Origin of the sequence: Paenibacillus sp. NRS-1760, assembly GCF_050467785.1 — a bacterium.
Taxonomy (GTDB): Bacteria; Bacillota; Bacilli; order Paenibacillales; family Paenibacillaceae; genus Pristimantibacillus.
In genome coordinates this window covers 71,247-86,311 of record NZ_JBITPK010000016.1, presented here as the reverse complement: position 1 = coordinate 86,311, position 15,065 = coordinate 71,247, and the positions used below count along the sequence as shown (strand labels likewise).

The 15,065-nt window shown below is 46.1% G+C and carries 12 protein-coding genes; all 12 read right to left on the bottom strand.

From position 1 onward, the window contains the following. Positions 1–2 precede the first annotated feature (2 nt). Positions 3–1,418 carry a UDP-N-acetylmuramoyl-tripeptide--D-alanyl-D-alanine ligase gene (locus tag ACIFSR_RS24990; RefSeq protein ID WP_430060823.1) on the bottom strand — a complete coding sequence of 472 codons (1,416 nt, stop codon included), beginning with the start codon at positions 1,416–1,418 and terminating at the stop codon, positions 3–5. Then, positions 1,415–2,902: a UDP-N-acetylmuramoyl-L-alanyl-D-glutamate--2,6-diaminopimelate ligase gene (locus ACIFSR_RS24985; protein ID WP_430060821.1), complete on the bottom strand. Its 1,488-nt coding sequence runs from the start codon at positions 2,900–2,902 to the stop codon at positions 1,415–1,417. Before ACIFSR_RS24985 ends, ACIFSR_RS24990 begins: the two co-directional genes overlap by 4 nt. Before the next feature lie 74 nt (positions 2,903–2,976). Next, entirely contained in the window at positions 2,977–4,917 is a 1,941-nt protein-coding gene (locus tag ACIFSR_RS24980; RefSeq protein WP_339208717.1) for a stage V sporulation protein D, read from the bottom strand. A 137-nt stretch (positions 4,918–5,054) separates the two neighbouring features. Further along, positions 5,055–7,346, bottom strand: coding sequence for a penicillin-binding transpeptidase domain-containing protein (locus tag ACIFSR_RS24975; RefSeq protein WP_430060820.1), 2,292 nt, complete (start codon positions 7,344–7,346; stop codon positions 5,055–5,057). 56 nt (positions 7,347–7,402) lie between these two features. Further along, entirely contained in the window at positions 7,403–7,795 is a 393-nt protein-coding gene (ftsL, locus tag ACIFSR_RS24970; protein WP_256710903.1) for a cell division protein FtsL, read from the bottom strand. 23 nt (positions 7,796–7,818) lie between these two features. Next, positions 7,819–8,769 (bottom strand): 16S rRNA (cytosine(1402)-N(4))-methyltransferase RsmH, encoded by a 951-nt coding sequence (rsmH, locus tag ACIFSR_RS24965; protein ID WP_179089802.1) that lies wholly within the window; start codon positions 8,767–8,769, stop codon positions 7,819–7,821. A 29-nt stretch (positions 8,770–8,798) separates the two neighbouring features. After that, entirely contained in the window at positions 8,799–9,236 is a 438-nt protein-coding gene (mraZ, locus tag ACIFSR_RS24960) for a division/cell wall cluster transcriptional repressor MraZ (RefSeq protein WP_076268151.1), read from the bottom strand. A gap of 145 nt (positions 9,237–9,381) precedes the next feature. Then, on the bottom strand, positions 9,382–10,389 hold the full coding sequence (locus ACIFSR_RS24955) for a DUF4349 domain-containing protein (RefSeq protein WP_430060817.1): 1,008 nt from the start codon (positions 10,387–10,389) through the stop codon (positions 9,382–9,384). 176 nt (positions 10,390–10,565) lie between these two features. Then, the gene (locus tag ACIFSR_RS24950; RefSeq protein ID WP_076268149.1) at positions 10,566–11,831 is read right to left on the bottom strand and encodes an adenosylhomocysteinase; all 1,266 of its coding nucleotides are present in this window, start codon (positions 11,829–11,831) and stop codon (positions 10,566–10,568) included. Between the two features lie 20 nt (positions 11,832–11,851). After that, entirely contained in the window at positions 11,852–13,492 is a 1,641-nt protein-coding gene (gene bshC, locus ACIFSR_RS24945) for a bacillithiol biosynthesis cysteine-adding enzyme BshC (protein ID WP_430060814.1), read from the bottom strand. A gap of 148 nt (positions 13,493–13,640) precedes the next feature. Continuing rightward, positions 13,641–14,036 carry a DUF3397 domain-containing protein gene (locus ACIFSR_RS24940; RefSeq protein ID WP_339208710.1) on the bottom strand — a complete coding sequence of 132 codons (396 nt, stop codon included), beginning with the start codon at positions 14,034–14,036 and terminating at the stop codon, positions 13,641–13,643. A gap of 6 nt (positions 14,037–14,042) precedes the next feature. Further along, on the bottom strand, positions 14,043–15,044 hold the full coding sequence (locus ACIFSR_RS24935) for a ketopantoate reductase family protein (protein ID WP_430060811.1): 1,002 nt from the start codon (positions 15,042–15,044) through the stop codon (positions 14,043–14,045). Between the last annotated feature and the right edge of the window lie 21 nt (positions 15,045–15,065).

Sequence of the window (15,065 nt, the reverse complement as noted above, 5' to 3'; positions counted from 1 at the left end):
CCTCACCCCACTTCCAATGCTTGGACAATCTGTTCCATCTGCATGCCGCGTGAACCTTTTATGAGCACGATGTCCGTTGGCTGCATTTGTTCCCTCAGCCACAGTGTCAGCTCATTTTTATCTTCGAAATGTTTAATCACATCATTCGCGCCTGCGTTAGGAAATTGCGATTTCACGCCCTCAGCAATATGTTTTGCCAAAGGTCCGAAGGTAAGAACCGCATCCGCCTTGCTTGGCGTTATATATGCACCTACTTCAAAATGAAGCGTCTGCTCCTCTGGCCCGAGCTCAAGCATATCGCCAAGCACGATCCATTTGCGGCTATAGCCGTCCAGTTGCTCTACCAGATCAATCGCCGCACGAACGGCAGTCGGATTGGCATTATAAGCATCGTTCAATAACATAGTGCCATTAAACGCGCGAACAGGCTGAATGCGCATGCCTGTCAGCTTAAGATGGCTTAGACCTTCAGCAATTTTTGCAGCTGGAACTCCGAAGAAGCGGCCAATCGCTATTGCAGCGAGCGCATTGCTGACATTATGCTGCCCTGGAACAGGAATTCGAACAGTTCCGAGGCCACTCGCAGTTCCATTATAAATAGCAGTAAAGGTCGTCGCTTCCGATTCAATGCTGATGTCAGATGCTGACCATTCATTTTGCTTCGATAACCCAAATGTACGGCGTACGATGCCTGCTGGAAGTATTGAACGCTCAAGCTCTGCTTCAAGAAGTGGCTCATCGCCATTGTAGAGCAGCAAACCATCCTCGCTAAGCCCGAGTGCTATTTCAAGCTTTGCCTTCGCAATACCGGCTCTTGAGCCGAGCTGAAGCATATGCGCGTCGCCGATATTTGTAATAATTGCGGCATCAGGCTGTGCAATCTTCGTCAGCAGCTCGATCTCGCCGAAGCCGCTCATTCCCATTTCGAGCACGGCTACTTCCGTGTCCTCTTCAAGCCTCAGCACCGTCAAAGGCAGGCCGATGTGATTGTTCAAATTGCCTTCAGTCTTATGCACTTTATAAGTAGTGCCAAGAATAGCAGCTGCCATATCCTTTGTCGTTGTTTTGCCATTGCTGCCTGTAATGCCAACAACACGAGTGACAAGTTCACTGCGATAAGCTGTTGCAAGGCGCTGCAATGCAACCAGCGTATCCCCAACAATAAGAAGCGGCACTCCCTCAAGAGATGCTGGAACCTCGCGGCCTTTCTGCCAAAGCGCAGCAACCGCTCCATTTGCAATAGCTTGCTCCAAATAGGCATGCCCGTCAAAATGCTCGCCTACGATCGGAACGAACAACTGGCCCGCAGCAGCTTGCCGCGAGTCAGTTGTTACTCCTGTTATGTTAAGCTCTGCATGATTTCCATTCCATCTAGCGCCGCTCATTTCGGCAATTTGTTTAATAGTACGTTTAATCACTGTATGATTCCCCTTATCGCTGCTTTCGCTACTTTTCGATCGTCAAATGGATATTTGACTCCGTTAATATCTTGGTAGGTTTCATGACCTTTCCCCGCAATCAATACTACATCGCCGAGGCTTGCCATTTCAACCGCTTTTTCAATTGCTTCCTTGCGATCAACGATTAATTTATAAAATGAAGGATCAATTCTGCTGCTTATTAATCCAGCTTCAATATCCTTTAATATGGACTCAGGCGGCTCCGAACGTGGGTTATCCGATGTTATGATAGCGTAATCCGCGTATTTTACTGCAATATTCCCCATTAGCGGCCGCTTGGAGCGATCACGGTCACCGCCGCAGCCAAATACACATATAATTCGATTTTCTGCAAATTGTTGAATAGCTCTGAGTACATTTTCAAGTCCATCCGGCGTGTGGGCATAATCTACAATTACCGCAAAATCCTGTCCCGCATTAACCGCTTCAACCCGTCCGGGTACGCCGGGAATTTTGCTTAGACTGTGTGCAATCGCCTCTAGTTCCACGCCTTCAAGAAGTACAGCGCTTATAGCGGCAAGCGCGTTGTATACGTTGAACTTCCCAGCCATTTGCAATGTGATGTCCTGCTCGCCTCTGAATGTGTCAACATGAAAGGTCGTACCCTGTGCAGTTATTCGAATATTCGTTGCCCGAACGTCTGCCTCTTTATCAATAGCGTAAGTGATGACCTCTGCCGCTGTGAGCTCGGCATATTCTGCGGATAAAGCATCGTCTGCATTAAGAACCGCATAAGATCTTTCGTTTTCCGCAGATGCATACACATTGCCAAGTCGCGAGAAGAACAATCCCTTTACCGCAGCGTATCGACTCATCGTTTCATGATAATCCAAGTGGTCCTGCGTCAAATTAGTAAATACTGCCGTTCGGAATCTGCAGCCCTTCACCCGTCCTTGCTCGAGAGCATGGGAGGACACTTCAATTGCACAATATTGCGTGCCCGCATCACGCATCTCCCCGAGATAGCTTTGAAGCTGCAGTGTTTGAGGCGTCGTACTGGTCATAGGGAACGATTTTCCCGCATACCGACGCTCAATCGTACCGATCACGCCGGTAGGCTTACTCTGGTCATTTAGAATTTGCTCTATCAAATAAGTTGTTGTCGTCTTGCCATTCGTCCCCGTTACACCGATAAGCTTCAGGGTTTGACTAGGCTGTCTATAATAATAATTAGCAATTACAGCCATGGCAAGGCGGCAATCTCTTACAATAATTTGCGGCACCAACAGGTCCAGCTTTCGTTCCGCTATTAGTGCTGCTGCTCCGGCGGCAACCGCCTCCGAAGCAAACGCGTGACCATCAACGGTGTGGCCTCTCAAGCAAATAAACAATTGCCCTTCAATTACGCTTCGTGAATCCGTCTCAATGCCAGTCAGTTCCGTTTCCCCATCGCCTACTAGCCGTGAGGCTATTAGCAATTCCGCAACATCCTTTAATCGCATCTGCCCAGCTCCTCCCTTAAGCGCCGGCGGACAAACTTCCCCGCCTGCTGCACCCTCGTTAACTACCATTATAGTCAATGCGAGTGGGATATATTATCTTCTTCGCCCAAATAGATCCGAATCGTTGATCCGCGATCTACACGGGTTCCAGCAGCTGGAGCTTGGCGTATGACCGTTTTCCCAGAACCTGCGGAAGTCAGATTGAAATTCATATTCATATCCTCATACAAATCCGATACCGTCTTGCCAATCAAGTTCGGAACTGTAACAATAGGTGTTTCTCCATACTTATAAATACGGTCGATCTGCTTCTCACGAGCCGGAACTTCCAGAATGGTGAGCGCGTCCTCCAGCATATTGCGAACGATTGGCGCTGCAACGACTCCGCCGAACTGAATCCCTTGCGGATTATCAACCGCTACATAAATAACGATCTTCGGATCATCTGCCGGGGCAAAGCCAACAAAAGATACAATATGCTCATTAGGGGAATAACGTCCGTTAATAACCTTTTGAGCAGTACCCGTCTTGCCGCCTACGCGATACCCGTCAATAAAGGCATTGCGGCCTGTTCCTTTGGCTACGACGCTCTCAAGCGCTTCACGCACCTGCTTGGACGTTTCCTCCGAAATAACCTTCCTAACCGCAACCGATTCTACCGTTTCTACGGTCGCTCCCGTCTCCGGGTTTATCCATGCTTTTGCTACATGGGGTTTATACAGCGTTCCGCCGTTAATTGCTGCGGAAACAGCCGTTATTTGCTGAATTGGTGTAACGGAGACCCCTTGACCAAAGGCTGTAGTGGCAAGTTCCACCGGACCGACCTGACTAAGCTTGAATAAGATCCCATTTTCCTCGCCGCCAATATCGATGCCCGTCTTCGTCCCGAAGCCAAAGTTCTTAATGTAATCAAATAGTTTGTCCTTGCCCAGCCTCTGACCAAGCGTTACAAACCCGGGGTTACAGGAGTTTTCAACAACTTCAAGGAAAGTCTGACTGCCATGTCCGCCCTTTTTCCAGCAGCGAAGTCTAGCACCGCCCACCTCAATAGCGCCTGGATCAAAAAAACGTTCGTTTTTCAAATCAACCTTTTTTTCCTCAAGGGCTGCAGCAAGCGTAATTATTTTAAAGGTAGAGCCTGGCTCGTATGTCATCCAAATCGGAAGATTTCGATTATAAACCTCAGTTGGAACCTCTCGATACTTGTCTGGCTCGTAAGTAGGTCTGCTCGCCATGCCTAAAATTTCACCGTTATTCGGATCCATCGCAATCGCGATTATACCATTAGGCTGTAAATTCGTCATCGCTTGATCAAGCTCACGTTCCATAACCGTCTGAATTTGCTTATCGATCGTAAGCTGCATCGTAAGCCCGTCCTTAGGTTCCACGTAGGTGTCCGAAGAATTAGGCATTTGTCTGCCTGCTGCATCTGACAAGAAGGATACGCTGCCTCCGATACCGCTTAACTCTGTATTATATTTTGCTTCTACACCGGTTAAGCCTTGATTGTCGATCCCCGTAAAACCTAGCACATGTGCCGCTAAACTGCCGAAGGGATAAAATCGTTTGTTGTCTTCAGCTACAACGATGCCATCAAGACCCAGCTCTCGTATTTGTTCAGCTTTATCAATCGTAATTTTTCGCCCGCCTGGGCCAAGCTTAACGATCAACGCTCGTGTTTTAATTTTTTTATAGAGCGTTTCTTGCGACATGTCGAGCAAAGGGGCAAGCGCTGCTGCTGCAGCCTGTTGATCCTTGATTTGGACAGGAATCGCATATACGGTAGGTGAGCTTACGTTGTAGGCGAGCTGAATACCGTTGCGATCAACGATTTCACCTCGCTTGGCTACGTATGGGATGTTGCGTCTCCATGAATCCTCTGCTTTATCCGCCAGCTGCTCACCTTGCCATAGTTGTACAAAGCTAAGTCTCACACATAATGCTAGGAATGACACCCCAGCAAGTATGAGCACGATAAATAAACGTCGTCTAACCGTTACATTAGATACCTTCATCGCTTGTTCCCCCTCCGCTTGACCGTTTCGAAAGGAGCGCTCAATTGCGCTCATTCCCAGATTATTCGGGACAAGCGGATGATAGAACAAGCTTTAAGCAACATCATATTAGATCCCTTAATAATTCGATATATGGATCACTCAGAAGCAGCGTTACCATTACTGCTTGTATTGGAATTAGCAGCCTGATCCCCATTTGAAGTTGTCTGACCCTCGGAGGTTCCACCGTTCGTGCCAGCTTCATCTTCTTTTCCAGCCTCACTACCCTTATCGCCGCCTTCTGTCGCATCAGGGTTTGTTTCCGCATTGCCGGATTGGCCTTCTTTTCCTGTCGGAGGAGCAAGTACAACTTTGAGCACTCTTACTTTATTCAAAGTCTCTTCCTTCTGAGACACAACAAACCCTTGCCCCTCCGGAATGAGCCGAATGCCGATAAGAGAGGTTAATTCAAGAGCATCCCGCAGCGAAACCCCAGTCAGATCAGGGATAGCCAGCTTTTCACGCTGCTCCGTTATTAAATATATTCGCTGTGTCGGGTGTACGGCTGAACCGGGAGCAGGTATTTGCTGCAGCACGGTTTTACCATTTCCGATCAAATCAAATGTCATGGCCTTCGCTGTTAATTCTGCTTTCGCTTGTTGAACTTTAAACTCTGTTAAATCTGGAACCGTTATTGTCGCTTCCTTCTTCGAGTTTGCAGAACCAGCCGGATAATTAGGCGCTACTCCCATTTTGCGCAAGCTTTTGAGAACGATTTGTTTAAAAGCTGGAGCAGCGATCTTTCCCCCGGAAGCAAAAGTAGTATTTGGCTCATCTACGACGACATAAACGACGATTTTCGGATTATCAACCGGCGCATAGCCAATAAATGAAACAACATATTTGGAATCAGAATAGCCGCTTTTTCCATTTACCGTAGTAACCTTTTGAGCGGTTCCTGTTTTACCTGCTACACGGTAACCCTCGATATAAGCGTTTTTACCGGATCCCTTATCCTGATCCGATACAACCTGCTCCAAATACTCACCGACTTTTTTAGAGGTTTCCTCTGAGATCACTTGGCGAACCATCTTCGGTTCGAAAGTCGTCGTCGTTTTGGTCGACGGATCTGTCATGCTTTTTACGATTTGTGGTTGAAACAGCTTTCCGCCGTTAGCTACTGCCGCGACAGCTGCAACCTGTTGTATAGGCGTAACCGTAACTACCCCTTGACCAAAGGTAGCATTCGCAATCTCACTCGGGTATTTAAAGTTAATCGTACCGCTTAGCTCATTCCCAAGCTTAATGCCTGTTTTTTGCCCAAATCCAAAATTCGTGTAATATTCTCTCAGCTTCTGTTCCCCTAATCTCTCATAACCAAGCTTGACGAAGGCAACGTTACTTGAATATTTCAAGCCATCCAAAAATGAAATGGTTCCCCATCCCTCTCGCTTAATATCACGGATTGGATTAGGTACACCTTTCAGTTTGATTTGACCTGATTTGTATAATTCATCTGGATTAAACAAACCTTCTTCAACCGCTGAAGCCAGCGTTACAATTTTGAAGGTTGAGCCCGGCTCATATAAAGATTTAATTGCATGATTGTAAGAGTTCGAGTTGTTTTTCCAATATTCATTCGGATTATATTGCGGCATGTTTGCCATCGCCAATATTTCCATCGTGTTTGGATCAGCCGCAATCGCTGTCGCGCTCTTAGGAGAATAGGTTTTCATAATTTCCTGCAGCGCTTCCTCCACATAATGCTGAATTTCGTTATCGATCGTCAGCTGTACATATTGACCGTCTTTGGCTGGCTTGTAGTCTACTTCGCCCTCCGTGAGCTGAACGCGTTTTCCGTCCTTCTCATACTTGATATAGCCGTCCTCGCCAGAGAGCTGCTCATTGAACGAAGCTTCAACGCCAGTCATGGCGACTCCCTCTTTATCCAAATAACCGACAAGCTGTGCAGCTAGAGAATTTTTAGGATAATACCGTTTCAAATTTTCTTGCAAATCGATGCCGACGCTATATACCTCCTTTTCTTTGGCTAAATCTTCACGAAACTTTTTAATTTTATCGGCATGTGCTTTGTCAATTTGCCAGCCTCCGCTACGCACCTCCCGATATACATAGTAATTCCCGTCCTCTTTTTTGGCAGTTACATTTTTCCGGAGCTCTTCCTTAGAAGTGCCAAGGATGTCATGCAAACCATTTATAATTTCTTCTGTAAGTTTCTCATCGTTAATCAGCTTCGGATTTAACGTCACATTATAAGCGATCGTATCCATTGCCAGAACACTCCCGTTGCGATCGGCGATCGTGCCACGCTTGGCCAGCATCTTTTCTTCTGTTGACCATCTTTCCTTTGCAAGTCCATACCATTTGGCGCCTTCTACTACTTGCACAATATAAATTCGGCTTATTAAAACAAGAAAAAGGAGGGTCATTACCCCTCCAAACAATAGTGTCCGCAATCTAATTCTTTTTTTCATCATCGCTCACCCTATTCACTCATTGCTGATTTTATCGCGTCGTCACCTGTATTTACGGTAATTCCACTCTCAATAGAGCTAACCATCCCTTGGGTCTCTGCAAGCTTGCGTATACGTTCTGAATCACTGAGCATCTCTACTTGTTTCTTCAAGTCTTCCATCTCTACATTCATCGTCTGATATTCGCTATTCAACTTTTTAATTTCGAGGCTCATGTCATAGATTTGCGCGTAGCGTAAAATAATGACACCAGCAACTACAACGCACATTAATACAGTAAACATATACAACAACTTCTCCTGAACCGGTAAGGATTTACGAGTTTTAACAAGCCGCTTCGTTTCCTTGATAACCGGTTGCTGATCCTGCTTTCGCTTAGGCTGCAGCGCTAAATTGCCATTCACATACGCCAATTCAAATCCCCCTCTTACAATTTTTCTGCAACTCTAAGCTTGGCCGACCTTGCACGCGGGTTGAGCTCTAGCTCTCTCTCTGAAGGTACGATCGGCTTACGATTGACTAATTTCACTTTCCCAGCATTGCCGCATACACATAACGGAAAATCGGGCGGGCATGTACATTTCTCCACAAACTTTGCAAACAATTGCTTGCATATACGATCTTCAAGCGAATGAAAAGTGATCACCGATGCTCTGCCGCCAGGGGCTAGACAGCGAATCGTTTGCTCCAAAGCTTCTTCTTCTGCTCCCAGCTCATCGTTTACTGCGATACGAAGCGCTTGGAAGGAGCGTTTGGCGGGATGTCCGCCTGTGCGCCTAGTTGCAGCAGGAATCGATATTTTTATCAATTCAGCTAATTCACCAGTCTTCTCAATGGGCGCCTTTTCTCTTGCCTTCACAATATTTCTAGCGATGGACCGAGCGAACTTCTCTTCACCATAACGATCCAAAATGCGGGATATATCACGTTCGTCCCAAGTATTGACGATTTCATGAGCGGTTAGATCACCCTCGCGATCCATGCGCATGTCGAGCGGGGCATCATGGTTATAGCTGAAGCCGCGCTCGGCTTCGTCTAGCTGCGGACTGGATACGCCAAGGTCGAACAATATGCCATCGACCTGCGGAACGCCATCCAGCATTGGAACGTTGCAATTTCTAAGCTCCTGCTCCAAATCGCGGAAGTTGCTTCTTACGAGTGTAACCTTATCTAAATAAGGAGCAAGCCTAACACGAGCATTTTCCAGCGCCCAGTCATCCTGATCGAAAGCGATTAACCGTCCTCCTTCGCCTAACCGGGAGGCTATTAATTCGCTGTGACCTGCACCCCCAAGCGTACAATCGACGTAGATGCCATCTGGCTTTATAGCCAAACCGTCAACCGCTTCTTCTAAAAGTACTGTAATATGCTGAAACACGCCTAAGCCCTCCATTCTTGTTGTCTATTCTAGAAGTTGAAATCGAAATCAACGAGCTTTTCGGCGATTTCGTTAAAGGTTTGTTCGGATTGTTCGTAATAACCGTCCCAAGTCTGCTTGCTCCAAATTTCCACGCGACTAGAAACGCCGAGCACCATGCAATCCTTGTCCAGCTTCGCATATTCACGAAGATGGCTAGGTATATTTACCCTTCCCTGTTTATCCAGCTCACATTCGGTTGCTCCGGAAAAGAAAAACCGGGTAAATGCTCGCGCATCTGATTTCATAAGAGGCAATGTTTTCAGCTTTTGCTCCAAAACAGTCCACTCACTCATGGGATATACGAATAAGCAATTATCTAATCCACGGGTTGCAATAAACGAGGCTCCAAGCGATTCGCGGAATTTCGAAGGTATGATGATTCGGCCTTTCTCATCAATGCTATGTTGATATTCACCCATAAACATGACTTTGAACCACCCCTTCCCCTATTTCCACCACTTTGCCCCACTTTTCCCCACCTAGTAACAGTAGTTCGCCACCTAAAATAAAAATCCTGCTCAGTGAGCAGGATTTTCTAAAATATTTCACACTATTAAAGATTATTAATCATTACAGCGTTGGCGGCTGCTCTTCTTCAGGCTTGGATGGCTTCGGCGCCGTCTCTTTCCTTCTTCGATAAAACCAAATGATTGGGATTGAAATAACAGCCAATATAGCTAATACAGGCAATGCTCCAGCTAAAATAACTAACAATAGATTGATGGCATCCCAAACGACTTTCGTGCTGTTAACTAGAGCGTCAGACATTCTGCCGCCTAAATGTGGTTTTTCGATACTTTTATTTTTTAGTGTTTGATTCGTTTGGTACATGCGCAGCTCCACCGTCGAGAAAGCTACATTATTATCCAGATAGCGAACTCTTCCTTTGATTCGTTCAATTTCTTCCTGCACACCTGAGAGCTGCTGTGAAAATTTTAACAGATCATCAGCTTTTGTCGCTTTATCCATCATGGTGAGCAGTCTAGCTTCAACAAGCTGCTTCGCTTTCAGCCTGGATTCAAGATCCACATATTCCTCAGATACGTCCTTGCCGCCGATATTGCGTTCAAATTCATTATGTTTAATTTGCTCAATCCGATCAATGAACGACATAAACCCTGCAGCAGGAACTTTAATCGTATAGCTTGATCCAATTTCTCCCTCGTGCTTCGTATCTTGAAATTGCAAAAGATAACCGCCGCTTTGATGAATGGCATTGCGCAGCGAGGTTGCTGCAGAAGCTAAATCGTCCACCTGCATACTTAAATTAGCGGTATAAATAATTTTCTGGTTGAATCCATCCGTACCGATGGCCAGCTGAGCATCAATTCCCCCGCCCGATGCTTTGCTCTCGCCCGATCCCTCAGCTGGAGCCTCTTCCGCTTTAGCAGCATTGTCATTCATGGTATAGCTCATCTCAGTTTCTACGTTTCTAGAAGCTGTTGTTGATAACATCTGTTCAGAAGCCGAGTTTTTAGAGCTGCTCGTATCCCCATCTGAGGAAGCGCATCCAACAAGCAGAACAACCAGAGAAACAATTAAAATAAATACAAATATCCCTTTTTTATGTCTATACAAGAAAATACCCCCTTGCTTTTATTTACCTCTAGACGTAATTTGGGAATAAAAGGTTACAACTTTGTCCATCAAAACCCGAACATCCGCCGGATCTAATTATTGATGTAAACGAATCAATTGCTTCTTTTATCTCCACATAAAAAAAAGCCGCGATTGCTCGCGGCTTATTCAATGCTCTATTCTGTTTCTTTCCAGCTGTCCAAATATGCCGATTGCTCCGCAGTCAGTTGATCAATGCCAAAGCCTAGAGATTGCAGCTTCAGTCTCGCTACCTGCTCATCGAGCTCATAAGGAACATTGACTACTTTGCTGCCAATCGCTTTGTACTGCTCATTTACATATTTCAGTGCAACAGCTTGCAGTGCAAACGTCATATCCATAATTTCTGCAGGATGACCATCGCCAGCAGCCAAATTAACAAGGCGGCCTTCTGCCAGCAAGTAAATGCTGCGTCCATCCTCCAGTTTATATTCTTCAATGTTGCGGCGAACGGTCCTTACGCTTGAAGATAATGCTGCAAGTTCTGGTTTGTTTGCTTCGACGTCAAAGTGACCTGCGTTGGAAATGATCGCCCCATCCTTCATCACCTTGTAATGCTCTCCGCGAATAACATCGCGATTCCCGGTAACCGTTACGAAAAACTCACCAACCTTAGCCGCTTCGATCATCGGCATTACCGCGAAACCGTCCATATAAGCTTCGACCGCTTTAATCGCATCGATCTCAGTTACGACAACATTTGCGCCAAGACCTTTCGCACGCATGGCTACACCTTTTCCGCACCAGCCATAACCGACAACAACGACGGTCTTGCCCGCAACCATCAAATTCGTTGTGCGATTAATACCGTCCCATACGGATTGCCCTGTACCATAGCGGTTATCAAAAAGATGCTTGCAATATGCATCGTTAACAGCGACCATAGGAAATTTCAGTGAACCGTCTTTCTCCATCGCTTTCAATCGAATAATGCCTGTCGTTGTTTCTTCCGCACCGCCGCGCAGATTCTCGCCAAACTCCGGGTGCTCCGAATTTAGAATCGTTGCAAGATCGCCGCCATCATCAATGATAAGATCAGGCTTCCACTCCAGCGCTTTAATATTAAGTGCTTTAAATTCTTCAGCACTTGGATTATATTTGGCAAACACGGTAATGCCATCCTCAACGAGAGCGGCACAAACATCATCTTGTGTTGATAGCGGGTTGCTGCCTGTAATAGTAACATCAGCACCGCCCGCCTTAACAACCTTAGCCAAATAAGCGGTTTTCGCTTCCAAATGAAGAGCGATTGTAACTTTCAGTCCTTTAAAAGGCTGTTCCTTTTCAAATTGCTCGCGAATCGTATTCAATACCGGCATATGCGCTGCTACCCAATCAATTTTCAAACGGCCTTCAGGTGCCAATGATAGATCGGCTACGATGCTTTTATTTGCTGTACTCATTCCATTTGCCTCCTTATATTTCATAAATAAACGATTTCATGTCCACCAGTACGGCTAAATGGCGCTTCAAGCAGCTTATCGAGCCAAATCAGGCTGTAACGATTCCAATAGGCTGCCATATTAAGCACTCGCTCTTGTGGCTTGTTCTGCGGGTTAATCGACAGGTGGATACGATCAAGCTGACGTGTGGATGCTTCAAATTGTTTGTTGAAGGCATCTACCGTTTTTGAGCCCATGTAGTTGATTTGCTCTACTATTTTTTGCAAATTCGTATCCCCAAGCTTAGAGAGCGATGGTTGAACGGAAGTTGCAAGCTCAAGAAGCGGTTTATATAGCTGTTCAAACGTATCTCTTGCTTCGGCAAACTGCTGTTCAATGGACAAGCCATCTTGTGCCTTCAGCCATTTCCCTTTGCTCTCTTCGAAATGTTCCATAACATCCTCAAAGGAAAGCTCATACTTATCCATGTGCTTAGCAACTGTTCCTTCAATTAAAGTATAAGACATACGCGGCACGATAATGGGCATTTCCATATTCAGCGTACGGAATGCTTCTCCAGTTAAAGCCCAATAGGCTATTTCCCCAGGACCAAGCACAGTCGCAAGAACAGGGAATAAATAATCCTGCATAAGCGGCCGCGTCAGAACGTTATTGCTAAGCTGCTGCGGCTGCTCGTCAGCGATCCGAAGGAGCTGTTCCTCCGTTAGCGACACTTGCTCTTTACGATCTTGGAATTTTCCATCCTTCTTGTGAAGAAGCGTTCTTTCTTCGCCGTTATCCGAGTTGAAGAGGAAAAGATTCGAGCTGCCAGCCGTTACATCCGCCTGAAGGCTGTAACCAAGCTCTCTCACCTTATCTGCAGCAGCAGCATAAGCATGCTCTAATTCATCGTTCTTCTCAATCAGCTTCCTGAACATAGGCGCTTCTATACGACGAATATCCTCATGATCGCCATCCATTAATACTAAGCCGTGTTTCCCGAATAAATGACTCAAAATCATTGCAAAAAAATCAGATAATGATTTCGCTTGTTCCGACATTTGGCGCAGTTCCTCTAGCATCACAGGTTTAAACTCCGAATGCGGAAGCGATTGTTCAAGCTCAGCAAGCAGCTCTTCCCATGTTTCTGCTGCAATCATCGTGCGGCTTACAGCTGTACGCACACCTTCAGGACGCGCAACTGACAACTTGCGAAGCTCCTGCTCCGTTGTAATAACGTAGGCATGGTTCGCTTCATCCCAGTCATGATCTTCACCAGCTACCCAAAATACAGGAACAACCGTCCGCCCCAGCTGCTCACTTGCAGCTTTGGCCGCACCTATGATGGATACCGCTTTATGTATGACAAGCAGCGGACCCGTCCATAAACCAGCTTGCTGACCTCCAACCACGACTGGAGCCCCCTCTGCCATCGCAGAAATGGAAGCAAAAACTTCTGGATCAGCGTTAATTGCTTCATTGTAAGCACGAAGCGCGCGAGCTACTTGAGCTGCATCAGCTCTTACCTCTCCGCTTTGCTCCAAACGATTAAAGCGTTTAACCCAATCTTGATCAACTCCCGCATGATAGCCATATAAAGCTTCAATGCGGTCATCGTTTTGATGTATATAAGCCTCTGTCAAAGGCTGTGCAATAGGCAATGCATAAGTATCTGTTCTCATAGCGCAGCCCGTAACCTCCCGCTTAATAGTCGTTAGTACGACTTCATATTGTAAAACTGAACATTTTAATTGTACACAATGGTGAAGCCGTCCGTCAAAACAAAAACACCTCTGCTCGGGAGAGGCGTTTAGCAATTTATTATTTGAGTTAAGCCGTCAGAAACATTTTGCCGATGCCGATGCACATAAAAACGATGTACAGCACGCTCATCGTAAAAAAACTTAGCCGCCATATCGTCCGAAATATCTTTTTGGCATCCACTGCGCCGCGCTTGCGAAATTGGGCGTTACCTAGCAATCCTCCGCCTAGCAGCATGAATAGCAATATGCCGTAAATCCCGAATCTGCTGTTAAACAGCTCATCAAACAATACAGCAACGCAGCCAATTAATAAGGCTGTCGTAACATCCATTGCCAATCGGAACGCTTTTTTTCGATCCTGAATATATGCTCCATATCCAAACAAAATGATGGTGAAGGGTATGATTGGAATTACAGCCAAATAAGCGTATGCATGTTTGATGCTTTCCCAAATCATTTCCATCGGCCTTCACTCCTTCATAGTCGACTTAAGATTCAGTGCTTTAATCATCGTAACTATTGCTTGGTTTAACGGCGCTTGCAGCCCATTCTTCTCAGCCAGCTGCACGACCCCACCATTAATGGCATCGATTTCTGTCGCTCTGCCAGCTCTTACGTCACTAAGCATAGAAGAAATATTGCTGCTGGTTTGCCTGCAAACCTTTATAATGAGCTCCCACCCATTCTCCGGCAAGTTCATTCCAGCTTTTACTAACACCAACTCGGTTTCCTCATATAGCGCTTGCATAAGCTTCACGCCGACAGGATGGAGCGGCAGCTGTCCATTCTCCACATCCAATATTGCCGTCAATGGATTAATGACTGCGTTAATCAGCAGCTTATTAAAAATTCGATTCTCCAAGTCTTTCGACAGAAAAGAGGTAAATCCTGCCGTTTCCAGCAAAGAAATCAACATTTTTTGCGAGTTATCGAGAGAATCATCTTGATTGCGCTCATTTTCTCCCCATTCACCAAGCCAAAGCTGCCCCTTCCCCGTATGCTCAACAGAACGAACATCAAGTCGTTTCGCCCCCTCTGTCGTCACCGCTGCAAATAGCGGATAGGTAGGAAGTTTGGTTTTAATTCGCTCTAAATGCCCAATTCCATTTTGCATACATACGACTGCCACACTCTCTCCATCATAGCTGGCAAGAAGCGAAGCAAGCATATTTAGAAAAGCTTCATCCAAATCCGATTGTTTAACGCTCAGCAGCACCCAGCGATAGTCGGCATTCTGTTTTGTGACGTCATAACGTTCTCTATGTTCTGAAACAGACCCGCTCCATAAACTTTTGATACGAATCGATTTCTCATTTGCTCCATCTAGCTCCTTAAGCCTAATGCCTTGATTAGCAAGCACATCAGCCTGTTCCTCACTGCGCGTCCAAATCGTAACATCCGCCCCTGCTTCTGCTAGCTTCGCTCCATAGAGCAGTCCTAACGAGCCCCCACCTACTACATCTATCTGCACCTTATACTCCTTCCGACCAGC